Origin of the sequence: Lysinibacillus capsici, from assembly GCF_003367505.1 — a bacterium.
GTDB classification, from domain to species: Bacteria; Bacillota; Bacilli; order Bacillales_A; family Planococcaceae; genus Lysinibacillus; species Lysinibacillus capsici.
The window spans coordinates 106768-132746 of sequence record NZ_PXXX01000009.1; the positions used below are offsets into that span (position 1 = coordinate 106768).

General features: G+C 37.4%; 25 protein-coding genes. 8 read left to right on the forward strand and 17 right to left on the reverse strand.

What is annotated here, in order from left to right; translation table 11 throughout:
- The first annotated feature begins 3 nt into the window (after positions 1-3).
- Positions 4-660 (forward strand): molybdate ABC transporter permease subunit, encoded by a 657-nt coding sequence (modB, locus tag C7B89_RS05950; RefSeq protein WP_066037751.1) that lies wholly within the window; start codon positions 4-6, stop codon positions 658-660.
- Positions 661-697: 37 nt separating this feature from the next.
- Here the strand turns inward: modB and moaD are convergent, their stop codons facing one another.
- The 5 genes from moaD to C7B89_RS05975 are packed head-to-tail and all read right to left on the reverse strand — an operon-like array spanning position 698 to position 4208.
- Positions 698-931: a molybdopterin converting factor subunit 1 gene (gene moaD, locus C7B89_RS05955; protein ID WP_004230585.1), complete on the reverse strand. Its 234-nt coding sequence runs from the start codon at positions 929-931 to the stop codon at positions 698-700.
- Complete coding sequence (locus tag C7B89_RS05960) at positions 928-1404, reverse strand: molybdenum cofactor biosynthesis protein MoaE (protein WP_048392456.1); 477 nt, start codon at positions 1402-1404, stop codon at positions 928-930. The genes moaD and C7B89_RS05960 overlap by 4 nt, the downstream gene beginning before the upstream one ends.
- Entirely contained in the window at positions 1401-1919 is a 519-nt protein-coding gene (mobB, locus tag C7B89_RS05965; protein ID WP_081011035.1) for a molybdopterin-guanine dinucleotide biosynthesis protein B, read from the reverse strand. Before mobB ends, C7B89_RS05960 begins: the two co-directional genes overlap by 4 nt.
- Positions 1889-3178, reverse strand: a complete 1290-nt coding sequence (locus C7B89_RS05970; protein WP_115673313.1) for a molybdopterin molybdotransferase MoeA — start codon at positions 3176-3178, stop codon at positions 1889-1891. The genes mobB and C7B89_RS05970 overlap by 31 nt, the downstream gene beginning before the upstream one ends.
- A 13-nt stretch (positions 3179-3191) precedes the next feature.
- Positions 3192-4208: a thiazole biosynthesis adenylyltransferase ThiF gene (locus tag C7B89_RS05975; protein ID WP_115673314.1), complete on the reverse strand. Its 1017-nt coding sequence runs from the start codon at positions 4206-4208 to the stop codon at positions 3192-3194.
- Positions 4209-4315: 107 nt separating this feature from the next.
- Between C7B89_RS05975 and C7B89_RS05980 the strand changes: the two genes are divergently transcribed.
- Genes C7B89_RS05980 through moaC form a run of 3 tightly spaced genes read left to right on the forward strand, consistent with a single transcriptional unit; the run spans position 4316 to position 5872 of the window.
- Complete coding sequence (locus tag C7B89_RS05980; RefSeq protein ID WP_115673315.1) at positions 4316-4810, forward strand: MogA/MoaB family molybdenum cofactor biosynthesis protein; 495 nt, start codon at positions 4316-4318, stop codon at positions 4808-4810.
- Positions 4807-5397, forward strand: coding sequence for a molybdenum cofactor guanylyltransferase (mobA, locus tag C7B89_RS05985; protein ID WP_115673316.1), 591 nt, complete (start codon positions 4807-4809; stop codon positions 5395-5397). The genes C7B89_RS05980 and mobA overlap by 4 nt, the downstream gene beginning before the upstream one ends.
- Complete coding sequence (gene moaC / locus C7B89_RS05990) at positions 5390-5872, forward strand: cyclic pyranopterin monophosphate synthase MoaC (RefSeq protein WP_048392450.1); 483 nt, start codon at positions 5390-5392, stop codon at positions 5870-5872. The genes mobA and moaC overlap by 8 nt, the downstream gene beginning before the upstream one ends.
- A gap of 50 nt (positions 5873-5922) precedes the next feature.
- On the opposite strand, the gene moaA is transcribed toward moaC, so the two are convergent.
- From moaA to C7B89_RS06005, 3 genes are read right to left on the reverse strand one after another with little or no spacing between them, the layout of a single operon-like run.
- Positions 5923-6939, reverse strand: a complete 1017-nt coding sequence (gene moaA, locus C7B89_RS05995) for a GTP 3',8-cyclase MoaA (protein ID WP_054550427.1) — start codon at positions 6937-6939, stop codon at positions 5923-5925.
- Entirely contained in the window at positions 6940-7755 is an 816-nt protein-coding gene (gene fdhD / locus C7B89_RS06000; protein WP_004230594.1) for a formate dehydrogenase accessory sulfurtransferase FdhD, read from the reverse strand.
- A 12-nt stretch (positions 7756-7767) separates the two neighbouring features.
- Complete coding sequence (locus C7B89_RS06005) at positions 7768-8115, reverse strand: Na-translocating system protein MpsC family protein (RefSeq protein WP_004230595.1); 348 nt, start codon at positions 8113-8115, stop codon at positions 7768-7770.
- A 574-nt stretch (positions 8116-8689) separates the two neighbouring features.
- Here C7B89_RS06005 and fdhF point away from each other — a divergent pair.
- The 3 genes from fdhF to C7B89_RS06020 are packed head-to-tail and all read left to right on the forward strand — an operon-like array spanning position 8690 to position 13169.
- Complete coding sequence (fdhF, locus tag C7B89_RS06010; protein WP_115673317.1) at positions 8690-11626, forward strand: formate dehydrogenase subunit alpha; 2937 nt, start codon at positions 8690-8692, stop codon at positions 11624-11626.
- A gap of 4 nt (positions 11627-11630) precedes the next feature.
- Complete coding sequence (locus C7B89_RS06015; RefSeq protein WP_048392447.1) at positions 11631-12110, forward strand: helical membrane plugin domain-containing protein; 480 nt, start codon at positions 11631-11633, stop codon at positions 12108-12110.
- Between the two features lie 12 nt (positions 12111-12122).
- Entirely contained in the window at positions 12123-13169 is a 1047-nt protein-coding gene (locus C7B89_RS06020; protein WP_115673318.1) for an Mrp/NBP35 family ATP-binding protein, read from the forward strand.
- Positions 13170-13704: 535 nt separating this feature from the next.
- Here C7B89_RS06020 and C7B89_RS06025 read toward each other — a convergent pair.
- The 9 genes from C7B89_RS06025 to C7B89_RS06065 form a co-directional block, all read right to left on the reverse strand.
- The gene (locus C7B89_RS06025) at positions 13705-15357 is read right to left on the reverse strand and encodes a M20/M25/M40 family metallo-hydrolase (RefSeq protein WP_115673319.1); all 1653 of its coding nucleotides are present in this window, start codon (positions 15355-15357) and stop codon (positions 13705-13707) included.
- A 30-nt stretch (positions 15358-15387) separates the two neighbouring features.
- Positions 15388-16110: an amino acid ABC transporter ATP-binding protein gene (locus C7B89_RS06030; protein WP_004230601.1), complete on the reverse strand. Its 723-nt coding sequence runs from the start codon at positions 16108-16110 to the stop codon at positions 15388-15390.
- The gene (locus tag C7B89_RS06035; protein ID WP_048392444.1) at positions 16085-16780 is read right to left on the reverse strand and encodes an amino acid ABC transporter permease; all 696 of its coding nucleotides are present in this window, start codon (positions 16778-16780) and stop codon (positions 16085-16087) included. The genes C7B89_RS06030 and C7B89_RS06035 overlap by 26 nt, the downstream gene beginning before the upstream one ends.
- Positions 16781-16987: 207 nt before the next feature.
- Positions 16988-17815, reverse strand: a complete 828-nt coding sequence (locus tag C7B89_RS06040) for an ABC transporter substrate-binding protein (RefSeq protein WP_048392443.1) — start codon at positions 17813-17815, stop codon at positions 16988-16990.
- Between the two features lie 20 nt (positions 17816-17835).
- On the reverse strand, positions 17836-18582 hold the full coding sequence (locus C7B89_RS06045) for an SDR family NAD(P)-dependent oxidoreductase (protein WP_048392442.1): 747 nt from the start codon (positions 18580-18582) through the stop codon (positions 17836-17838).
- Positions 18583-18594: 12 nt separating this feature from the next.
- Complete coding sequence (gcvPB, locus tag C7B89_RS06050) at positions 18595-20178, reverse strand: aminomethyl-transferring glycine dehydrogenase subunit GcvPB (RefSeq protein ID WP_115673320.1); 1584 nt, start codon at positions 20176-20178, stop codon at positions 18595-18597.
- A 22-nt stretch (positions 20179-20200) separates the two neighbouring features.
- Positions 20201-21589, reverse strand: a complete 1389-nt coding sequence (gene gcvPA / locus C7B89_RS06055; protein WP_115673321.1) for an aminomethyl-transferring glycine dehydrogenase subunit GcvPA — start codon at positions 21587-21589, stop codon at positions 20201-20203.
- A 27-nt stretch (positions 21590-21616) separates the two neighbouring features.
- Positions 21617-22387: an SDR family NAD(P)-dependent oxidoreductase gene (locus tag C7B89_RS06060; RefSeq protein WP_048392439.1), complete on the reverse strand. Its 771-nt coding sequence runs from the start codon at positions 22385-22387 to the stop codon at positions 21617-21619.
- 321 nt (positions 22388-22708) lie between these two features.
- Positions 22709-23836, reverse strand: a complete 1128-nt coding sequence (locus C7B89_RS06065; protein ID WP_233732018.1) for a sigma-54 interaction domain-containing protein — start codon at positions 23834-23836, stop codon at positions 22709-22711.
- A gap of 760 nt (positions 23837-24596) precedes the next feature.
- Here C7B89_RS06065 and rpoN point away from each other — a divergent pair.
- The gene (gene rpoN / locus C7B89_RS06070; RefSeq protein WP_231595626.1) at positions 24597-25916 is read left to right on the forward strand and encodes an RNA polymerase factor sigma-54; all 1320 of its coding nucleotides are present in this window, start codon (positions 24597-24599) and stop codon (positions 25914-25916) included.
- Positions 25917-25979 lie beyond the last annotated feature (63 nt).

Consider the following 25979-nt stretch of genomic DNA (forward strand, 5'->3'; position numbering starts at 1 on the left):
AAGATGAGTACCGATTTTTGGTCTCCACTTAGGCTTTCGATCGAAATTGCTTTTGTTGCAGGGATCATCGCTATTATAGCAGGTATTTTAATGGGTAAATGGATGGCAACCCATGATTTCAAAGGCAAACTAGTGCTAGAAACGGTATTGCTATTACCATTAGTATTACCTCCTACAGTAGTCGGTTTCCTGCTTATCGTCATTTTCGGGAAAAATAGTATGTTAGGAGATATCATTATCTGGCTATTCGATCAACCTATCATGTTCACATGGTGGGCGGCCGTCATCGCTTCTACAATCGTTGCCTTTCCATTAATGTATCAATCAGCTAAAACTGGCTTTGCCTCTGTCGATCGAGATATTGAAAATGCAGCACGTGTGGATGGGGCGAATGAATGGCAGGTCTTTCTTTACGTGTCCATTCCCCTTGCATTAAAGGCACTTGTTTCTGGTGGGATTCTAAGCTTCACACGAGCTTTGGGTGAGTTTGGAGCGACACTTATGTTTGCGGGAAATATTCCAGGGAAAACACAAACAACACCGCTAGCAATATATATGGCCATCGATTCTGGAAACATGACCCTTGCCTGGACATGGGTTCTGTGTATGATCGCCATTTCCTTTCTTTTACTTCTTAGTATCCATATCCTGAAAGTATAAAAGAGGTAGTTGGCTCAAGCCAACTACCTCTTTTTGCTTATCCCCCACTGATCGGTGGAATAAAGGCGATTGTGTCGCCAGATTTGACAATCGTCGTATCCGTTGCAAATTCCTCATTAACCGCTGTCATGATCTGTTGTAATGATAGCTGAGGGTAGCGCTTTTCCATCCACTCTTTTAACTGAGCAACTGTCACATCTGACAGCTCTACTGATAGCTTTGATTCACCTAGTGCTTCCTGTAGGTGGGCAAATAATAAAATGTTAATCACAGGTTTTCCTCCTCCTGAATGGCTGGTTTCCCTTGCGGATAGGGAACATTTTCTAATTGATCACCAATCCACTCTGTCCCGTCCTCCCAATGTTCTTTTTTCCATATGGGCACGATTTGTTTTATGCGATCAATTGCATATTCATTCGCCATGTAAGCTATTTTACGATGCGGTGATGACACAGCAATCACTACGGCAATATCGGAAATAGCTAAATGACCGACACGATGGGTGATGGCCACTTTTGCTTCTGGCCACTCTTCTTGTATTTCCTTTGCAATCTGTTCAAACATTTTAATCGCCATTGCTGGATAGGCTTGATATTCCAAATGCATCGTTTTTTTACCATTTGTCATTTCACGCACTGTACCGATGAATAATGTGATGGCTCCAGCATTTCGACTAAGGACTTTTTGTCTTACTTCCTCCACATCTATTGGTTGATCGATAACTTCAAATAACGCTGTCGTCATAGTTTTCCCCTCATTTCTGTCAACAAAAATTCCATATATTGTGATTCTTCATAAATCGAAAAAGCAGGGATTGCAAGGGATAGATCAAGCGGACAGCTTGGCCAAAAAATCACACAGAGGATATTGGTTACTTGCTGTAGTAGTACTTGATCCTGTGCAGTGCGCAGCAGCACAACCTTCGGATAATGTTCATTTTTATACCCTTCAATTAGCATGATATCCAGTGGAAGGGACTCATAAATCGCTAGTATATCAGCCAATTGCCAGCTATTTTGGTGGATACTCATACGTAAAGTACCCGCCCCCTCCACTGCTGTGACAACCGCGCCTGCTTGCTCATGCCGACTACTATCCTTGGAAGTTTCGATCGTCGGTACTCCACCATGTCCATGATGCTTAATGGTTCCTACCCTCAGCCCTTCCATTGTAGCCTGCCTGATCAATTGCTCCATCAATGTTGTTTTCCCACTATTTTGATAGCCAACTATCTGTAAGATTTTTCGATATTGTCCCAAGGCCACTCACTTCCTTGCAGATCTTCTAGCAAAAGGACATCCACTTGCATACCCTTTTCATAGCCTCTAGAGCCACCTGGTAAAACAATGAATGCATTGGCTGTCGCTAAAGATGAAACTGCACTCGATTTATCGAACCCAGATGGGACAGTTACGAGCTTCCCTTTTTCATATTCGATACGAGCTCGTACAAAGCGTGTAAAGGGATTTGGCTTTGTAAAATCAGCCCCTAAAATCGCTTGCTCTCTGCGTAAATGTGGTTGAGTATGCCCATATGCAGAACGTATAATCGGACGTACAAATAGCTCAAAGCCAACATAGCAGGCTGAAGGATTACCAGAAAGACCAAATAATAATTTGTCGTTGCGAGCAGCAACCGTTGTCACACTACCTGGACGCATCGCTATTTTATTAAACAATACCTTTGCATCGATCGCCTCATAAATAGCTGGTAAATAATCATAATCACCTACGGAAACGCCACCCGTTGTAATTAAAATATCTACTTCCTGTAAGGCTTTTTCTACGTTTTCAATACATAATGTAAGATCATCGCTCAACTTGCCGAAATATTTCACTTCTGCCCCAGCACGCTCAATTTGCGCCATCATCATATAGGCATTACTATTGCGAATCTTACCTGGCTGTAAAGCTTCACCTGGCTCTAGTAATTCGCTACCAGTGGCAAGCACACCAATAACTGTTTTACAATAAACAGGTACTTGCTCGTAGCCAAAAGTAGCAAGTAAGGCCATCACACCCGGGTTAATATATTGGCCTTGTTCAATGAGGACTGCGCCTTGCTGCACATCTTCCCCTTTATAGGAAATATTAGTACCTGCTTCAAAAGGTCGTTTAATCGACATATACTTTTGATGATTTTCTTCGAATGTTTGGGTTAATTCTAGCATGACCACTGCATCACAACCTTGCGGTATCGGCGCCCCTGTCATAATGCGGACTGCTTGATGATCGCCAACTACGTCTTCATAGACATAGCCTGCGCCAATTTCTCCAACGACTTGAAAGCGGACTGGATGCTGTGAATATGCCTCTTGGCTATCGACGGAACGAATGGCATAGCCATCATACGGTGAACGATCAAAAGCAGGTACATCATGATCGGCTCTAATAGCTTGTGCTATAAAGCGTCCATGTGCTTGCGTTAATGACACATGCTCCTTTTTTGCTTGAACGGCATAGTCCATTACACGATGAACGGCTTCTGCCACAGGAATTGGTTGTCTTTTTTCTACCATTTGGTACACTCCCTTAACCTAATAAACGATAATAAATGCTTTTGGCTTTCTGTATATCTTGTATACCATGTATCACAACTCGCCCATCTTGGAAAATAACGATTCGGTAATCGTCCGCTTGGCAAGATAGCAAATAAGGATTAACCTGGACTTCTCCGTGGGAACAGAGCTGATTTGCCAGCTGATCAAGCGAATAGTAAATGGGTTTTGGTGGTCGAATTTGTACCGCGTCTCGGCCACAAAGGATCTGTAATTTCGTTTGATTTTCGTAGGATAAGTAAGGATAGGTCGGCTTGTCGCCACAAGATGGACAATCACCCTGCCTTATTTTCTCCATATTGATTTCATAGTGTTGATTTTGCCAAACATCAAACGTTAAGTAGCTTTTTCGTAAGGCCTTGTCATCTCCAACAAGCAGCTTGAAAACCTCTGCCACCTGATAAGCAGCAACAATTTGAACTGCTGGACTAATAATGCCAACGGTATCACAAGTCATCCCTGTATGGGGCATCACCTTTAATAAACAATGCAAACAAGGCGTTTTACCTGGTACAACCGTGTAAGTCGCACCATAACTACCAACACAAGAGCCATATACCCAAGGAATACGATATTTTTGCGCAAGGTCATTCATGACAAAACGAACATCAAAATTATCGGTCGCATCGACCATCACATCAACATCTTCTAGTAATGGTAGCAAGGTCTCTGTACAAGCATCCATAATGCCGACATGAATTTCTACCTCTGTGTTTATTTGTTGGAGACGCTTTTTAGCTGCGATAACTTTGGGCATTTTTTCTTGTGCATCTAGCTCTGTATATAATTGCTGTCTTTGTAAATTACTCCACTCTACATAATCACGATCAATGAGTGTCAGCCTGCCAATACCTGCTCGCACAAGCGCTTCTGCACTAGCACTCCCCAATGCCCCCGCACCTATAATAAGGACGTGTTTTTGCTGAAGGGATTGTTGCCCAGTTTGTCCGATAGGGTGAAATAATTGTTGTCTAGAATATCTATTTTGCATACGTATGTGGCCTTTCTTTCTATGAATTTTCGTTTGACCTTTTCATTTATAGCATTATAATAAAAGCAATGTTTTTTAGCAAAAACGCATTTGAAGGAGGTCTTACTGTGCATCCCACACATCAGCAGCAACCAATTCAAGTTGCCATTTTAACGGTCAGTGATACACGCACAAAGGCAGATGATCATGCTGGTCAGCGTATTCAGTCCTTACTACAGGAAGCTGCATTTGAAGTTATAGACTACCAACTAACAAAGGATGAACCGCTCGATATCGCTCATTATGTTAAAAATTGGTGCAGCGATCCAACAATTAATACCATTATCGTTACGGGTGGAACAGGATTTACACCAAGAGACCAAACCTATGACACCATTCTGCCTCTGTTTGAAAAAGAAATGATGGGGTTTGGTGAATTATTTCGAATGCTCAGCTATGAAGAAATTGGCCCAAAGGCGATGTTTAGTCGTGCCACCGCTGGAAGTCTTCAGCAAACAGCCATTTATGTTTTACCAGGCTCTACAAATGCGGTGACTTTAGCTATGACGAAGCTCATAGTACCTACAGTCCAACATTTTGTCGGTGAGTTGAAGCGCGTATGAAAATTGCAGGTATAGTGTTAGCTGGCGGTCAATCCTCTCGCTATGGACAGCCAAAAATGTTTGAGATGTTTGCTGGACAGCCATTATATAAACATAGTCTCATAGCCCTGCAAAAAAATCAGCTGGATCCTCTTATTATCGCTACAAATGCGCACTTACAACATCAGTTTGGACAGGAAAATGTCCACTGGGTTATTGAAAAGCAGCCACATCAAGGCCCTCTTTTTGCTTTGCATCATATCATGACAGCCTATCCTGATGTGGAATGGTTTTTTGTCGTAGCAAGCGATATGCCTTATATGAATGCAGAATTTATCCAAAAAATGGTAGGTTTGATTGATGACACTTATGATGCCATTGTTCCGACGCAAGCACTACGCGATCAGCCATTAGCTGCATTATATCGACGTACTGCTTTACCAAAGGCGACACAATTAACGGCACAAAATAAACGGAGTATGAAAGTGCTTTTAGAGCAACTTCGTGTCTGTTATGTCCCTTTTGATGACGATAGCTCAACATTTATCAATATCAACGCACAACAAGACTGGTCACAAACAAGTAAAAAGGAGTTTAATAATGAATAATTTTACACACTGGAACGAAGAAGGTCGTCCTAAAATGGTCGATATCTCCGCAAAAGAAATCACAACACGTACAGCCATTGCGCGCAGTACGATTCTTTTATCCGATGCGGTCTATGAAGCCATCCAACAAGGTGGCATTAAAAAAGGTGATCCGACGCAAGTTGCGCAAATTGCAGGGATAATGGGAGCTAAAAAAACAGCTGATATCATTCCCATGTGCCATCCCATCATGCTACAGGGTACGGATTTCCAGTTTGACTATGAAAAAGCAGAGAATGGCTATGAGCTCCATATTCAAGCCACTGTTAAATGCAGTGGAAAAACGGGTGTTGAAATGGAAGCTCTCACTGCTGTGTCTGTCGCAGCACTAACTTTTTATGATATGTGCAAAGCCGTTGATAAGACGATGGTCATCAAAGAAACTTACCTTGTTGAAAAAACAGGTGGGAAAAGTGGCACTTTTGTGCATAAATAAACAGAAAAAATTCGGCATTATTGTGCCGATTTTTTTCTGTTTTTTACACGCTACCCCCCAATATGAGACATTTCAATTTTTGACGTTTTCCTTTTTGCCATCGTTTGTTCATTGCGTTCATCGGAATAACGATCATTTCTTGTTTCCCAAACGTTCGTAATGCACTTGATGATGGCAGCATCATCTTGCCCTGAACGTAACAATTCCCTTAAATCCGTGCCTTCTGTTGCAAATAAACAAGTGTATAATGAACCTTCTGCAGAGAGACGAGCACGTGAGCAATTGGAGCAAAATGAATCCGTTACAGATGAAATTACACCAATCTCACCTTGAGCATCTTGATACTGATAACGCGTTGCCACCTCTCCTTTATAATTGGGCGCTACTGGTTGTAACGGCGTAAACCGATGGATTTGCTCAATAATCTCTTTTTTGGACACCACATCATCCAAGCGCCAGCCGTTCGAATTCCCTACATCCATATATTCAATAAAGCGTAGAATATGCTGTTTTTCTTTAAAAAACTGCGCCATGGTAACAATATCTTGTTCGTTTTTCCCTTTTTGAACAACCATATTAATTTTTACTTGTAAGCCCGCTTCTGCAGCCTTTTCAATTCCCTCTAACACTGGCAATACCTTGCCTCTATGACCATTCATCTCGAAAAAACGCTCATCATCAAGCGAGTCTAAACTAACAGAAACTCGGGCTAAGCCTGCCTGTGCCAATGAGTGTGCGTATTTTTTTAATAACGAGCCATTGGTTGTTAAAGCAATATCTTCTACACCTTTTATGCGGTGAATACGGGCAATTAATTCGGGCAAATCACGACGTAGTAAGGGTTCCCCACCTGTAATCCGTATTTTTTTCACGCCCAATGAAACAAAGATTTTTACTAATCGTTCAATTTCATCAAAACTTAATATTTTATCAGACGGTAAAAATGCGTAATCTGGACCAAATACTTCTGCTGGCATACAATAGCGACAGCGAAAATTACAACGATCTGTCACGGATATTCTTAAATCTCTTAACGGTCTGTGTAATTGGTCTTGTAGATTCGTCATCTAATCTCCTTCTTTCAATTCATTAGCTGGTAATAGGATGCGCTGTGGGTGTGTATAAATATTCAATGTCTGTTGCCGAATAAAGCCAACCGTCGTAATACCAAGCTGCTCTGCTAATTGCAATGCTAATTCTGTGGGTGCTGATTTAGACAGCACGATGGCACAACCTATTTTGGAAACCTTTAGTAAAATCTCCGATGATATTCGTCCGCTAAAGACGATAATTTTATCTTCCATACGGATGTTGTTGCGTAGGCAATAGCCGTAAATTTTATCCAAAGCATTATGACGTCCAATATCCATGCGACTTAGGACGATGCCATTTACATCACATAGTGCAGCATTATGCACGCCACCCGTTTTCTTAAAAATATCTGCACTATCCTGCATCGCATGCATTAAACGGAAGCAATCTTCGGTCGTTATTTGCACATGGACTTGATCCATTTTTTTTGCTACTAATGCATCGTTCGTAAACACAAAGCCTTGTCGACTCATCCCACAGCAAGACGTAATATAGCGCTTGTTTTGCGTCTGTTGGTAATAAGGATTAATATGCTTTGTTTTAATATGCACAAAACCCTCTTTCTCTTGGTGCCAAATTTCCTCAATATCCTCAAAACTACGAATCACTCGTTCAGAAGCTAAGTAGCCAATAACCATATCTTCTACATACTCGGGTGTACAGACCATCGTGACAAATTCCTGCTGATTAATTTTTACGGTAACAGCGTATTCTGAAACAATTAAATCAACCATTTCTGTCACTCGTTGTCCTTCAACACGCACAATTTTTCTTGTCATTGCTCGATCCATAAGGCATCCCCTTTATTCACTGATATGCTTTTCAAAAACAAAGACGGAAATCGCAAAATCCTCTTCAATTTTAATATCTGAAAATAAGTGAAGTAATTTGCTGCCCATCAATTCTTCCATACCCTCTGGTGGCGATTGTCTATATAAATCTTGAATCATACTCGTCCTTGCAGCATGCACCATTTTCAGCCCTTCTGGTGTACTGGCAATAAATTTTTCTGTCGGAGTGATATTTCCGTATAAGGTAGATACAGCCATATTCTCGACAAAAACAGTATGAATACGTTCAGGACCTTTACCAAATACTTCCTTTCTTAACTTTCGAATCATGTCATTAAATTCGTGGATTTTTTTAGACATAGCAACGATTCTCCCATCATAATTAAACTTTTTTAGGCAAATGGTTATGTAGGCCACCCTTACAGTTTGTTAATGATATAGCAACTTTTAAAAAAATAAAAGAGAAAATACTTTTTGATAATAATTCTCATTTAATAAATTTTATGATAAATATTGTTCATTTTGAAGGAAAGGGCTATAATATTCATATCACAAATGGAATTAATTTATTTTGAACCCTATGTTACGATGTTGCATAGTGTTTTTAATAGTTGAATTCTATTGTAATTAAAAAATAAAAGTAGATTGAGTTTTTAGCAAGACCTGCTAAGAATTTTATCCACCATGAATTATTAGCATGTCTCGGACATGTAATTTCATGGTGGATTTTTTTATTTTTTCAAAACCGAGACATGGATAACATGTTATGATCTAGCAATTTACCTATTTTGAGGTAGCTTCAAGAACCATTGGGAATTACAATGATAACAAGACAATCTTTTCAACAATCACCAACTCGATTCGTTATTCCCTTTTGTCTTAAGCTGTACCATGTTATCCGATTCGTCTCAAAGTGCAAAAGGAGGAAGTTACCTTGACTCAAATTAATATTAATGGCGTACCGTATGAAGTAAAAGAAGGAGCTACAATCCTTGATACCATTAATCAACATGACATTCCGCATCCACAGATTTGTCATGTGCCAGCTGTTGACCCCATTGAAACATGTGATACATGTATCGTGGAAGTGAATGGCCAATTAGTTCGTTCCTGCTCTACAAAGGCAGTAGACGGCATGAATGTACTCCTAACTTCTGACAAAGCAAAAGCGGCACAAACAGAAGCTATGGACCGTCTACTCGAAAATCATTTACTGTATTGTACAGTTTGTGATAACAACAATGGCAATTGTGCTTTACACAACACAGCCGAAATGATGGAAATCGAGCATCAAAAATATCCCTACCAGCCAAAAGTGGAACCTCATGAAGTAGACATGTCACATCCGTTTTATCGATATGATCCTAACCAATGTATCGCTTGTGGTCAGTGCGTAGAGGTTTGTCAGAATCTACAGGTAAATGAAACATTATCCCTTGATTGGGAAGCAGAAAGACCACGTGTCATTTGGGATACGGGCGTTGCTATCAATGATTCTTCCTGTGTAAGTTGTGGTCAATGCGTAACCGTATGTCCATGTAATGCCTTAATGGAAAAATCCATGCTTGGAGAGGCTGGATTTATGACTGGCCTCAAACAGGATATGTTAAATCCGATGATCAGTTTGATTAAGGAAGTTGAACCAGGCTATAGTGGTATTTTTGCCGTTTCTGAAGTGGAAGCAGCCATGCGTAGTAAGCGCACCAAAAAAACAAAAACAGTATGTACTTTCTGTGGTGTAGGCTGCTCGTTCGAAGTTTGGACAAAGGGTCGTAAAATTTTAAAAGTACAGCCTTCCGATGGTCCAGTAAATGCGATTTCTACATGTGTCAAAGGGAAATTCGGCTGGGATTTTATCAATTCTGAGGAACGTATTACAAAACCACTCATTCGTAAAAATAATGAGTTTGTGGAATCATCGTGGGATGAAGCACTTGATTTAATTGCAACAAAACTAGGTGGCATTCAACAACAATATGGTCCAGGTTCTGTTGGCTTTATCTCCTCTTCTAAAATTACAAATGAAGAGAATTACTTAATTCAAAAAATGGCCCGTCAATTATTTGGAACAAACGATGTCGATAATTGTTCTCGTTATTGCCAATCTCCTGCAACTGATGGTTTATTACGTACAGTTGGCATGGGAGGAGATGCTGGTACGATCAAAGATATCGCTAAGGCTGGACTTGTCATTATTGTTGGGGCTAATCCAGCTGAGGGACATCCTGTTTTAGCAACACGTGTGAAACGTGCACATAAATTACATGGTCAAAAATTAATTGTTGCTGATATTCGTAAGCATGAAATGGCAGAGCGTTCCGACATCTTTATGCGTCCAAAGCAAGGTACTGATCAAGTTTGGTTAATGGCTGTTACCAAATATATCATTGATCAAGGTTGGCATGATGAAGCGTTTATTCAAGAAAACGTCCTTCATTATGATGATTTTAAACAAGTACTTGCAACCTATACACTTGATTATGCACAAGAAATGACTGGTATTAGTAAGGAAACATTGATCGAAGTAGCTGAAATGATTCGTGATGCAGATGGTACATGTGTTCTTTGGGGCATGGGTGTAACACAAAATACTGGTGGCTCCTATACATCCGCAGCGATTTCAAATTTACTTTTAGCAACTGGGAACTATCGTCGTCCAGGTGCTGGTGCCTACCCACTCCGCGGCCATAACAATGTGCAAGGTGCCTGCGATATGGGGACACTTCCAAATCTATTGCCAGGCTATCAAAGAGTCACAGATGACGAGGCACGTGCAAAATTCGAAAAAGCCTATGGTGTCCCTATTCAACCACAGCCTGGTCGAAATAATATGCAAATGTTAGATGCGATTATGGAAGGGAAAATGAAAGCGATGTATTTAGTGGGCGAAGATATGGCACTTGTTGACTGTAATGCCAACCATGTAGATGAGGTGCTTTCACACCTTGACTTTTTCGTTGTCCAAGATTGTTTCCTATCACGCACAGCACAATATGCAGATGTGATTTTACCTGCTGCGCCTTCGCTTGAAAAAGAAGGTACATTTACGAATACGGAACGTCGTGTTCAACGCCTGTATCAAGTATTACCAACACTTGGTGAGTCGAAAGCAGATTGGGAAATATTGCAAGCGGTTGCTCATCGTTTAGGTGCAGATTGGCATTATGATCACCCAAGCGACATCTTTGATGAAATGGCGAGCCTGTCTCCCCTCTTCTCACAAGCCAACTATGATGTTCTTGAAGGCTGGGGAAGCTTCTGTTGGGGTAGCCATGATGGTAAAGATACACCATTATTATATGAAGATGGCTTTAACTTCCCTGATAAGAAAGCTCGTTTTGCTTTAAATGATTGGGTGCAGCCTGTTGAGTTTGAAGCACAATACGATTGTCATATTAATAATGGCCGTATGCTTGAACACTTCCATGAAGGAAATCTAACAAATAAATCGAAAGGTATTCAATCGAAAGTACCTGAAATTTTCGTTGAAGTATCACCAGAATTGGCGAAAGAACGAGGCATTGCAGATGGAGCCCTACTTCGTTTAGTGTCTCCATATGGTGCCTTGAAGCTAAATGCTCTTGTTACAGATCGCGTACAAGGAAACGAATTATTCTTACCAATGAACTCTGTTAGCAAAGATTCAGCCATCAACTTCCTAACTGGTCCTGCAGCAGATGTGAATACGTCAACACCAGCTTATAAACAAACAAAAGTACGAGTAGAAGTGCTAAAAGCAAAAGGTAAATCACCACTTCCTCGCACAAACCCACGCTATAAAAAGCGTCATCCTCAAAATGGTGTTGAGGTACAACGAAAATGGAATCGTCCTGGCTACGTTCACTTAACAACCATAAACGAAAGAGAGTGAGAGCATGGCTGTACCCATTACAGGCATTAAAAAACAACAATTAACAGAAGAACAACTAAAAGAACAAAAATTAGATAATCTAAAAGAACTGCTTTCTGAAAATGAAGAAGCCGTCAATCAGGTGTTTAGTATTATGGCTGAATTAAATGATATCGGTGCACTAGAAGCAGCAATGAAGCTACTTGAAGCCAAAGAGGAAGTGGCACATATTGCACTTGGACAATTAACACGTAAGCCTGTAACCAATATCATTAACAATTTAATGGGTGTTGCGGGAGCATTGACGGAGCTCAATCCTGAAACAACGACTAAGCTGATTGAAGGCTTAAATACAGGCGTAGATGAAGCAAGCAAAGCACTTGAATCGAATGAAAAGGTCAGTGCCTTTAAGCTCATGAAAATGATAAACGATCCAGATGTTAATCGTGCGCTCAATTTTGGGGTTCATTTCTTAAAGGGACTCGGCAAAGGCTTAAAAGAATAAGGTGGTTCCTAAATGTTAACAAAAGAAAATGTTGTAAACGCATTGAAACAGGTAAATGATCCTGAGCTACATCAGAGTATTGTAGATTTGAATATGGTGCGAAACATTCAAATACATGACAACCATATAGCCCTGGATATTATTTTGACCATACCAGGATGTCCGTTAAAGGCGAAAATACAGCAAGATGTGGAGGAGGCCTTACAAGCGCTTGGTGCCTCCACTGTTACCATTAGCTTTGGCGCTATGACAGATCAGGAGCGTCGCACTTTAACCGCCTCTCTACAGGCAAAGAATGTGACTGATCAAGGAATGCCAAACATGCTACTGCCTAATTCTGGTGTTCAATTCATTGCCATTACAAGTGGTAAAGGCGGTGTTGGAAAGTCTACAGTGACCATTAATTTAGCGGTTGCACTTGCTCGTCTTGGCAAACGTGTAGGTATTTTAGATGCTGATATCTATGGTTTCAGTATCCCTGCCATGATGAAGATTGATCAAAAGCCTACCATGCTTGATCAAACGGCGATTCCAGTAGAACGTCACGGCGTAAAAATAATGTCGATGGGCTTTTTTACAAATGACAACCAGCCTGTTATGTGGCGTGGTCCTATGCTCAATAAGTGGATTCGCAATTTCCTTGTCAACACGCTATGGGGAGATTTAGATTACCTCCTCATCGATTTACCACCTGGTACAGGAGATGTTGCAATTGATATGGCTGCGATGATTCCACAAGCCCAAGAAATCATCGTGACAACACCGCATCTTGCCGCTTCTCATGTTGCATCTCGTGCAGGCTTGATGGCGCAACATACGAAACACAGGATTCTTGGTGTTGTTGAAAACATGGCCTATTTTGAAGGCGCTGACGGTCAAAAAAACTATCTATTTGGACAAGGTGGTGCCGAACAATTAGCAGATTTATTACAGACAGATGTAATCGCTCAAATTCCTTTTGCTCAGCCTGAGGAAAATACAGGTTCCTCGGTCTATGATGAAGTGTCGATAATCGGTGAAGTGTTTACTCATTTAGCAGAAGATCTACTCTATAAATAACCCTTGATTTGTTTTTTTACCATGCACTAATCTAAAAACTGATACAAATGAAAACACCTTACGTTGAAATAAGGGGATAAGCATCCCGAACAATCAACGTGAAGGTGTTTTTTATGTGAACAAGAATAAGTTATTATATAGAAGAAAAAAATAAGATAAGCAAAAGCCCCGCCAAACAAGTATGAGAATAAATTAGAGTTTAAAAATTATTGCGTCTACATTTTTTTATCTTAGGTACACTTCTTCAGTCACAGCATCTGTCAGAAAAAGTTACCTTGCATATAGATTAAGACTCTATCTATTTGTATTATCAACAAGAAGTAAAAAAGGAATGACCATGAGCATGTCCCGTAATGGCACGATTAATCATCCCCCAATCGAGATGTTTCTGACCTAACCCTCGCTTAGATCCGAAACGTTCTATAATCACTAAAATGGATGCATGTAGAACAGGTCATTGAAGGCCATATTAATTCATCACAGCAGTTATCTCCTTTGCATGTTCATGATACTACTTTAAATGAATATTAACTCTTTAATTTTCAAGTAATTTATCTATTACTAGCTTTGTTAAATTAGGCATTATTTCCATAGTGTATTTCAATTCTGTTCTTTCATATCTATTATGTGCATCATATCCATATGGTCCAATATTGATTGCAGGGATATTTAGTTCTCTAATGGCATCATAATTTACATAATGTTTAGTTCTCCAGCTAGGATTATTGTTAACAACTGAATTCACACTATCTTCATCGACATTTATAGCTACGCAACTCATATCACAAATATGAGGGAAATAATTTTTCTGTACAATAGGCTTATCATAATGTGGTTGAACTTTTTCAACTGCATAATCTAAAGCGGTTAGTAAATTTTTTTCTTTTTCATTTTTACCAGTTACTTCTACACATGGTGAGTACAACGAAGAATAAAAAATAATGATTGCAGGACTCTTATCCTTGGTCCACTTCCAAACTTCTTCTACCACTTTTGCAGAAAACATGCGTACATCTAACTCTTTATTTTTTAATAATTCGTGTTTAAAATTTTTTATATGCTCTTTGTAATTGTCCCCATATTCAACAATAATTGATTGTTCTAATTCTTCATAGAATAATACCCTCGTCTTCCATGGCAATTTTGTATATTCCTGCCCACTAATTTCGCAATATCTCTTATAATGATTATTTAAATTAGCTATTGCATTATTAAATGCAATTTCAGCATGGACTTTTAGCTTTTCTAACACATCTTTAGGTGACCATGATTGCACAAAGAAATTATAATATACATATGAAGCAAGAGCTGTCTGAACTGTATAAGTCTCTTTAAAATCAGTTTGCTTCAAACTTACAGGTGGCATCGGTGTTTCTCCTAACGATTTATCACATAACTCTGGGTTATATGCAATTTGTCTAGTTAACTCCGCAGCAATATAGTTAGGGTCGATTCCTTCAAAACTAGAGCCTACATGGCTTTCCACCCCAGTTATATAAAAAGAAGGGAGTAGCTTACCAACGCTACCTTTATATATATATCTACTTTCATCCCCCTCATACTTAGGAGCAACAAAATCGGAGTTAATTAATGCCGCGTAATCAAATCCATGCTCTACTTTTAACATTTTTAAATCATTTAAACCAGACAATACTCCATGAGAACTATCCTCTTCATCGCATTCAGCAAAAAATACGATATTTCCATTCAGTTCCTCTGGGTGTTCAGAATAATATTTTAATAGATAATAATGGCTTGCAACACCGCTCTTCATATCAAGTGTTCCTCTTCCAAATAACCATTCATTTGATTCTAAATGCTCTCGAACCAACGGCGGAACTTTTTCACCCTTTAACGCTTCATGAAGTTCATTAGGTAAACAAGCCTTCTCTTTCAAACTATTATAATCATCGATACCCACCGTATCTGTATGTCCCATTAGCACAACCGTTTTATTACTATCTCCTTTAGTACCTTTTACAAATGCAAACACATTGTACCTTTCAACCTCATCATCTATTGTTCGTGAAGTAAACACATATTTAGGATTTTTCAGGAAATAAGGTAAATTAGAAATTGTTTTAGCCAATGACTTTGATATGTTAATTTCCCCTTCAGTATTAACAATGCTTTCAATATTTACAAGTTCGTTCGTAAACTTTAATACTTCTTCATACGTTTTTAACATCTCTCATCATCCCCTAATTAAAGATAATAATTATAAAACTTGTTGCAAAAACTTAATCGTTCTTTCTTGTTTTGGCGCTTTAAAAATTTCTACTGGAGAGCCCTCTTCAATAATTTTGCCATCTGCTAACATAATCACCCTATCCGCAACTTCCTTAGCAAAGCCCATTTCATGGGTTACGACGACCATCGTCATTCCGTCTTTAGCAAGGTTTTTCATCGTTTCTAAGACTTCTCCTACCAACTCAGGATCCAATGCTGATGTTGGTTCATCAAATAACATAACACTTGGATTCATTGCCAGTGCTCTAGCAATAGCAACTCGTTGTTTTTGACCACCAGATAGTTGTTCAGGATAGTAATTGGCTTTATCAGCAAGACCTACTCGTGTTAACAAATTCATAGCAAATTTAATCGCTTCCTCTTTACTTTGCCTTTTCACCTGAATTGGTGCTTCTATTACATTTTGTAAAACACTTAAATGGGGAAATAAATTAAAATGTTGAAATACCATCCCCATATTTTCTCTTACATGATTTAAATTAGTTCTTTTTACATCAATAATCTCATCATTAATGCTTATCGTACCTGAATCTAATATCTCCAAAAAATTCATACATCGTAATAAAGTGCTCTTCCCTGATCCACTAGCCCCTATTAGAACAACCACTTCTGATTTATTAATTTCAAGATTTATACCTTTTAAAACCTCTAAGTCACCAAATGATTTAGAAAGCGATTTCAACTTTATCACGTTTTTTCCTCCTTCCAACATCCAGTCGACTTTCAAGTTTATTAAATAACAGCGTGAATAATAAGACTAAAATTAAATAGTAAATTCCCACAACAAAGTATGTTTCAAGAGGCATATAGTTGTATGCTTGAGTTGACAGTGCATGGTTAAACAATTCTGATACTGCGATATAAGCTACTAAAGACGAATCTTTTAACCCTATGATAAATTGATTAGCTAATGCTGGAATAGCTCTTTTAAAACTCTGTGGTAAAATAATTCTTCTCATTGTTTTAAAATATGTCATTCCTAATGATCGACCAGCCTCCATTTGGCCTTTATCAATAGATTGAATGGATCCACGAAAAATTTCTGCAATATATGCTCCTGAATGAATTCCGAGCGCAATGGATCCTGCTGCAAAGTCTGATAAAGTGAAAATACTAGAAATACCATAGTACAAGAACATAAGTTGTACGATTAATGGCATACCTCGAACAACAAAAATGTAGCCGTTAGCAATACTTTCCAAGATTTTTATATTGGATACTTTGAAGAAGGCAAACACTAACCCAATCACACAAGCAATAAATAAAGAAACAATCGTTAATTCAATCGTTAAAACTGTCGCTTTTAAAAACTCAATGCCATGCTTTTGGAATATAGATGTTACATTTGTTAGAAAATCCATATTAATCACCTAACCTCTTTTAAGTATGTGGACGTAAAAGATAAACTCTCCTATAGATAGCTAAAATTTATTAATAAAATTAGATTTTGGTAGGAAGTAAAATAGAAAGAATTTTCAATCTATTTAGTCTGCAATTTTAATATTTTAGAACAATTAGTAGCTATGCCTAGTACGTCTTTAGCATACTAGGCACACTATTTTTAACAGTTATTCTAACAAGTCTTTCCCAAACCATTTCATACTTATTTCTTTATACGTTCCATCCTTAACCATCTCTTCAATCGCCTTATTAATCGCTTCTAATAAAACTTCATTATCTTTATTAATCGCCACTGCAATTTCTTCTCTTTTAATGACCTCTCCTAAGGCTTGAATCTTCAATCCTGATTCTTGCATTGCTGAAATACCTACAATTCTATCAGTAATTACTGCATCTAGCCGACCTGGTGGAAGATCCTGTAATGCATAGATTTCACTAGGGAATTCTTTGATTTTATCTGTATATTTCTTAGCATCTTCAACATACGTACTAGCTTGCATCACGCCTATCGTTTTTCCCTTTAAATCTTCTACCGTTTTAATCTCCTTATTTTCACTCGAGATAAATACTGTAGCACCTGAAACATAATAAGGGATTGAAAAGTCGACCTGTTTAGACCTTTCCTCAGTAGCTGTCATACTGCCAATAATGGCATCATATTTATTACCTCGTAACCCTTGAATAATTGTTTCCCATGGATTTGTTACAGGATTTGCTTCAAGGCCAATCCTTTTTGAAATTTCTTTCCCTATCTCAACATCAAAGCCTACTAATTCTTGATTTTCCTTATAATTTAATGGTTTTAGTAAACCACTCATTGCAAATGTTAACTTGCCATCCTTAACCAATTTCATTTCTGTTGTTACACTTTTATCCTGATCCTCACTTTTTGCATCCGCAGTAGCTGGAATTTGTGTATTTGTTTTATTTTCCGAACATGCCGCCATTAGCGAAAAAACCAACACCAATAATAAATAGAATATATTTTTCTTCATCAAATAACCCCTCCATTTAATTAAGCTAGTTCTCCACCATCAATAGCAATTGTTTGTCCGGTAATATAAGATGAATCATCCGAAGCAAGGAAAGCGTATAATGCTCCGACTTCCTTAGGATCTGCATGTCGTTTCAGAGGGATACCTTCATTTACAACTTCCAACATATCTGGGGTATACTCAGCCATTTGCATAGGGGTTAGTACGTATCCAGGACATATCGTATTAACACGGATATTTGGAGCAAGCTCCAATGCCATTGTTCGTGCTAAAAGATTAACCCCTGCTTTGGAAGCATTGTAGTCAGCATAGAATGGATGTCCTGTCACTCCATTTGTAGACGCTGTCATAAGTATGACACCCTTGCCCTGCTCCACCATAATTTTTGCGGCTGCTTGTGAAGTATAAAATACCCCGTTAAGATTAATGTTTAATACTTTACTCCATTGTTCAGGACTAATATCAAGAAACTTATTGCGAATGCTAATACCTGCATTCGCAATAAAAACATCTACACCACCTAAATCTCTTTTTATATTCTCAAAAACAGCGTTTACATTTTCAGGATTACTAACATCTACTACATAGCCTTTAGCAATTCCGGGATTTTCATTTATCGACTGTTCAATACCCTCTTTATTAATATCTAAAATAGCCACTATCGATTCTTCTTCTATAAAACGTTGTGCTGTGGCTAATCCTATACCACTAGCACCTCCTGTAATAACTACTCTCTTATTTTTTAAACTTCTATGATTGGTTCTCATTCAAACACCTCCCTAATGGTTATTAATTAATTCTTTTTTATTTTTCACCTTTTGTAGATATACCCTCCATGAAATACACCATTTAGAAGGCTCATCTAAATAGTCTGCTTCAATTAACTGATGAATTGTGCTATTTTGCGGTGCTGCTTTAACAATTTCTGGCGTTTCGTATGCTTCTTTAGAAATCTGCTCAAGCGCTTGAATATATTCATCTAAATCTGCCTTAGAATAAGATTCTGTTGGTTCAAGTGTAAATGGTTGTGGAACAATATAAGGATGATGACTAGTCCAGTAATGTAAACCAAAGTCAGTCATTCGGCGCTGTACATCCTCTGTTGTAACACCTGTTTCTTTCTCCAACTGCTCCCAACTATAACGAACTTGCTCTAATCTTTGCCCTTGTATATACGGCACACTTACACCACGAATTTTTGATACTTTACTATACAGATAATTGTTATTTAATACGGCTGTTTCTGCCACAGCTTTAAGTCCATCTGTGCCTAATGCTCTAATCCAAGCATAAGAACGCAAAATCGTTTGAGCTACCCCATGGAATGATCGTACTTTTCCAATCGAATGCTCTAATTGATCATTTAACACATATTGGTCTCCCTCTTTCTCAACAATTGGACCTGGCAAATAAGGCTTTAATTCTTCTGTGACCCCGAGAGCCCCTGTTGCTGGCCCTCCACACATGTGAGGTGCTGCAAATGTTTTGTGTAGATTGAAAAAACACATGTCAAAACCTGCTTCTCTTGCACGTGTGATTCCTAACAGTCCATTGGCATTTGCCTGATCGTAGTAACAAATTCCACCAACATCATGCACTATTTTCGTAAATTCTTTAATTTTAGAATTATAAATCCCCGTATCTTCAGGGTTAGCTACAACAAAACCAGCTGTTCTTTCGGATACAACTTCTTTCAATTTATTAATATCCGGAAAACCATTTTTATCTGGATGAATAGTTATTATTTTATAACCTTTTACTACTGCGGTTGCTGCTTGAGAAGGGTGTGAGAAGATGGTTGTAATAATTTCATTACGTTGATCTGCTTCACCTTTTACTTCAAAATATTTGCGTACAATCGATGCCATCGCAAACAATGCTTGTGTACCACCACTTGGTTGGAAAGAGAAACAATCCATCCCCGAAATTTCACGCATCGCTAAGTCCAAATTGTGAATAATTTCTAGCATTCCTTGGACAGTACTACCCTCTTGTAAAGGATGTAATTCCATTATTTTAGGATTACGAATAAGCAATTCATTAATTTTTGGAATATACTTCATCGTACAAGTGCCTTGTCCAATTTCAACATTAAAATCAGAGCCTAATGTTTCTTGCGATAGTCTTACATAATGTCGTAACACCCGCGCTTGTCCTATTTCTGGTAAATTTGGTTTATTTGCTCTTTTCATTTTCTGAGGTAAGGATGAAACACCATCACCGACTGCTGCTACAATCTCATTTGAAGGTTGCGGAACTTCTACTCCAACTTCTCCTGATTGATGTAACTCAAAAATGATAGGTTCATTCCATTTAGCTTGATGAAAATCTTTATTTACATTCTCTCTTAGAATCTTATCCACGTTAAAACTCCTTTCTTCCTATTTAATATCCAACAATTGTAGCTAAAGCATTGATTAACTTATCAATATCCTCTTTAGTGTGAACTTCAGTTACACAATAAAGTGCTGCTTGACCGTATTCAGGAAATTCCAACGATAAGTCTTTACCACCGAAGATTTTTTGCTCAAGTAATCGTGAATTGATTTCTTCTACTGTTAATCCTGTATCGTTAAAATCTATAATGAACTCTTTGAAAAATGGAGAGGTAATTCTTGAACCCCGAATATTGTTAATAGAATTCAATTGCATTACTGCATACTGACTGTTTTGCATAATGGCTTGACCTAACTCGTACATGCCGTTTGGTCCCATTAATGATAAATACACACCTGCTGTAATCCCCCAAAGAGCTGTTTGTGTGCCTACAGACTCCTTACCGTTTTCTCTATCTGCAAAGGACGTACGATCATAGGCAATGTCACCAAAACCATATTCACCTTTCTTTACAGTCGGAATAATACCGAACAATCGTGATGGATATTCATTAACAAATTTTGGATCATTATATGTTGCAATAAATCCAGCTTGCCCTCCACTATAATTCATGTGCATACCTAATGGTTGAAGATCTCCACAGACGATATCCGCTCCATATTGACTTGGTGGTGCCAATACCCCTAGAGAACTTGGATCAACTCCTACTATCATAAGTACCCCATATTTTTTAGCAAGTTGTGAAATTTCCTGACCTTGCGACTCGATAAAACCTAAATAGGATGGATTTTCAAAGTAAATAGCTGCAACTTCGTTTGACAACTTTGCTTCTAAATCGGCTAAGTCCATTAATCCTGTATTAAGATTGAATTTTATTCCTTCAAATGATAACTGTGGTGTACCATAGTTTGTAATAACTTTTCTGCGTTCAGGAGAAAGTGTATTAGCAAGTAATATTTTCGTACGCTTTGTAATCCGACTCGCCATACGAATTGATGTAGATGCAGCTTGGGCCCAATCGAATGTAGGAACATTCACTACTTCCATATCCACAAGCTCCGCCATTAAGCTTTGATATTCAAATAATGCTTGAAAGCGTCCATGATCCTCATAAGGCTCTCCTGCATAAGCTGTTAAAAATTCTGCACGTTGATTCACTTCATCACATACGGCTGGTATGAAGTGTTGCCAGCAACCAGCTCCTAGAAAATTAATATATTCATTGGTACTTACATTTTTATTTAAAAGACCCTCAATATGGCGTCGTAACTCTAATTCATTCAAAGCTTTTGGAATATTCATGGTACCTTTAAAATGTAAATCCTCCGGAATACACGAATAAAGCTCCTCAACGGAGTGAACACCAATTTCATCTAGCATTTCTTGCTTTACCTCAGATACCATATTAGGGATATATGGATGGACCTTTTTACTCATTTAATTTGCCTCCCTCTATAATTATTTTTAGGCTAAGCCGCCACCATCAACTGTTAATGTCGTTCCTGTAACCCAAGCAGATAAATTACTTGCAAGGAATAGTACCCCTTTAGCAATATCTTCAGGTGTTCCTAATCTTGCTAACGGTCTATCAACTGCTGAACTACGTAAGAAACTTGATTCATCTATATTTAATTGTTTTGCTTCTCCACGAAGTAATGGCGTATCTGTATCTCCAGGACAAATGCAATTTACGCGAATATTTTCTGGACCATGATCAATAGCCATAGCCTTTGTTAAATTTACAACCCCTGCTTTTGCAGCACAGTAAGATGCAGCTTTGTCTCCACCTTTGATTCCCCACCCAGAACCAGTATTAATGATACTGCCACCATTTCCTCTCATGAGTGGGATTAAGTATTTCGAAAGTAGATAGACCCCTTTTAGAGAAACATTAATAACAGCATCCCAATCCGCTTCCTCTAAATCCACCACTGTTTTTCTACGGATAATGCCTGCATTATTAAAAAGTACATCTACTTTTCCGTATCTCTCCTGTATAGAATCAGCCACACTTTTGCAATCTTGTGTATTCGTTACATCACATTTTAAAAACTCAACATCTAAACCAGCTTCTTGAAAGCTTTTTTCAGTATCCTTACCTTTTTGTTGATCAATATCTAAAATCACAGTTTTAGTTCCCAACTCACTTAATAATTTAGCTGTTGCAAGGCCAATCCCTGAGGCCCCTCCTGTAATCACAGCCACTTTACCTTCCAATTCAAAATAATCTACCAAATAAATCTTCCTCCTTCCCTTTGCTTACTATATATCTAGCAAAATACGTGCCAAGTGTAGAAATACAAATCCATTTACAATTTTAATCTACAAAATGTCAGAAAGTTCTGATGTTAAAGGGTTTTCAAAATTTGTATAGTAAAAGATTCAAAAGTATACTAAATTTCCTTTTTGCCATTTTTGTCAATCCCATTGTCACTTTTGTCATTAAAATTAGCCATAAAAAAACACAAATACCTAGAAAGTTCATTTTAAATTCCCCATTAAGGAGGTGAGAAATTTAAAAATCTCTAAAAGCAAGGTATTTGTGTCAAACTTATACTATAAATTTACACTTTTTAATTTTCTATAAAGCGTTCTTGTACTTATGCCTAATTCTTCAGCAACACGTTCTTTTCCAGCAGTGTCATTTCCATATATAGAGAGCATTTGGTAGATGACCTCCATTTCCGTATCTTTCAATAGATTAGAATTGCTATAAAGATTTTGTGCTTGATTATTCTCGATGATATATTTCGGTAAGCTTTCCCTTGTTAATTGTAGGGAATTTTCCATTACCATACTGTACTCTAATACATTTTCTAACTCTCTTATGTTTCCTGGCCAAGAGTATGATTTCAATTCCTCCAAAAATTCCTGCGAAAAATCTTTAATAAATTTCCCTGTTTTATGCTGAATCTTTTCAAGTAATTTTACAATCAAATATTCAATTTCATCTGTTCTTTCTTTTAAAGGAGGTAATGTTAAAGGGATCACATTTAGTCGATAATATAAATCCGAACGAAACTCACCTTTTCTCACCATATCTTCTAAAGGTTTATTTGTCGCAGCAATAATCCTTACATTTACTTTTCTAGGCTCAATTGCTCCAACTCTATAAATAAGCCCATCTTGCAAAACTGTTAATAGCTTCGCTTGTAAATGTAATGGTAATTCTGTAATTTCATCGAGGAATAAAGTACCTTTATCTGCTACTTCAAAATAGCCCATTTTCCCTTTTCTTCTAGCCCCTGTAAACGCCCCTTCATCATAGCCAAACAACTCGCTTTCAAACAAGTTTTCTGGAATGCTTGCACAATTCAACTCTATAAATTTCCCTTTGTGTGTAATGCTATTTGAATGAATATATTTCGCTAATAAACTTTTCCCTGTTCCCGTCTCTCCTGTTATGACAATTGAAGATGGGCTATTCGCAATACTACTTAACTTACTCTTTATAAGTTGTAAGTGAGGTGCGTTGCCTAATACATATTTCGTATCAAATCCTTTTTTATTTTCAAGCAATAAATAGGATCCTTCGTTGTTCAAGGCATTAATAATCATATCTCCCAACCGAGCTAACCAATACTGATATTCCTTCGGCTCAGATGAAAATTTTTTCTCCCCCTCATCTGTAAAACTGACAAATGTCAAATATCCGAAGTGACGATCTCCTTTTACTAAATTCATTAGCATTTCCACTTTAGATGGACAGTTATTTTGGAACCTACAACCAGAACACACTTTCATTTGACCAGGTTTTTGTAAATATTGAACAGATTTAGAATAATACTTCTGAAAGAACGGAAGGTGTACCTGTATCCCTTTTTGCTTTCTATATTCTTCCGTTGCTATAAAAACTTCACCATTCGAAGTGAAATAGGCCATTTCCAATTGTAATAGTTCACCAAATGCATCCAGCATAGATTGCACTAATTTTTCGGCATTCAACATGATATTCCCCCCACAAAAATCGAAAAAGTAATATAGCCAAATTGTTTATAGTGAAAATAGCTCGTAATAGTCCGTAAAATAGTTAATAGATTAGGTTTCATGAAAATTACACCTTTTACGGAAGTTTAATTTAATTATCTTATCTTTTTTAATTCGCCAAAAGTTACATCTTACCTTTATAATTTTCTTCAAGTTAGGATTATAGAGCATGAGAAATGCCATGCAAAATTGAATTGCCCCATAAAAGTTAAAGGAAAATCTAACTTTAAATGGGGCATTCCTGTAGCTAACATTTATAACTATGTCTATATTCTAAATAAGAAGTTTATCTCATTCAACAACGTCATTAAACTTTATCTGCTTTGCTACTCATTGTAAGAACTATTTACCTTTAAGCATTATGTTTTTTTACTAAATATCTGATCCATTATAGACAAAATTTGTAGATTAGATAATAATAACATTACATAGAGAAAATGAGGTGATTCCCTTGAAAATGAATTTAAACGTCTCACAACAAATTACTCAAACGTTGACAACTGAACTCATTCATCAATTGGAACTACTACAATACTCCAGCTCCGAATTAGAACAACATATTTATGAGAAATCAAATGAAAATCCACTATTAACTGTCATTGAGAAAAACATGAATCACACAAAGGATATTGTAGACCTTGCCACAATGTCCATAAAAGGTATTCAACCTAAGCAAAAGCAACAGTATGATTTCATTCAAACTCGATTAACACAGCAACATTCATATATTACCCAACTACTCGATCAAATACCTTTACATCTAAATCTTACACCACATGACAGAGAAATTTTAAAATATTTCATACATAACCTCGATGAACATCTATTTTTAAATGTAGATTTATCCAAAGTTGCTAAATCATTTAACATCTCTTTAGACCATATAAATACACTGTTAGATCTATTACAAACATTCGAACCTCTTGGCGTTGGCGTTAGAAATATGAAAGAGTATTTATTAATTCAAATTTACAATGATATAGAAGCCCCACCATTTGCAGCTCCATTCATTCAACATCATTTAGAACAAGTAGCTAATTTATCAATTAAATTGTTAAGTACAACTTACGACATTTCAATAGAAGAAACTCAAAGAACAATTCTATATATAAGAAACCTAAAACCCATTCCAGCTTCATTGGATAATAATGCTACTAGCGCGTATATTATACCTGATATAATCATTAGCAAATTGAATGGGGAATGGATAATAGAACTAAATAATCGGTTTTTACCTAAAATAGAAATTAATCAAGATTACGTAGATCTATTAAAAGAGTCCGTTGAAGATTATACCTATTACCAACAATGCATGAACGATATTATAGCTTTAACGCAAGGAATAGCTCAACGTGATAAAACTTTATACAGCCTGACACGATTACTTCTTGATTTACAAGCTTCATTCTTTGAACATGGAATAAAAGCCTTATCTCCTATGCGTTTAAAAGATGTTGCACAAGCATTAAATATGCATGAATCCACCATAAGTCGTGCGGTTAAAAATAAATTTATCCGTACACCACATGGAATCTTTGCACTCCAGTCTTTATTTACAAAAGGAATTATCAACGATTCAGGAAAGCTTGATTCTGTGTCCTATATAAAAAGTCGCATTAAAGAATTAGTAGAAAATGAGAATAGAAAAACTCCTTTATCAGATCAACAACTAACTGAAAAATTAGAAACTGAGGGTATTCGAATTTCACGACGCACAGTTTCAAAATATCGTAAAGAATTGAACATAGCCAATTCATCTAAACGCATTTATTTATAAAAAACTTTATTATCAGTTACTTATAAGAGTATAAAGACAAAATAAATACCCTTCATTATGGGA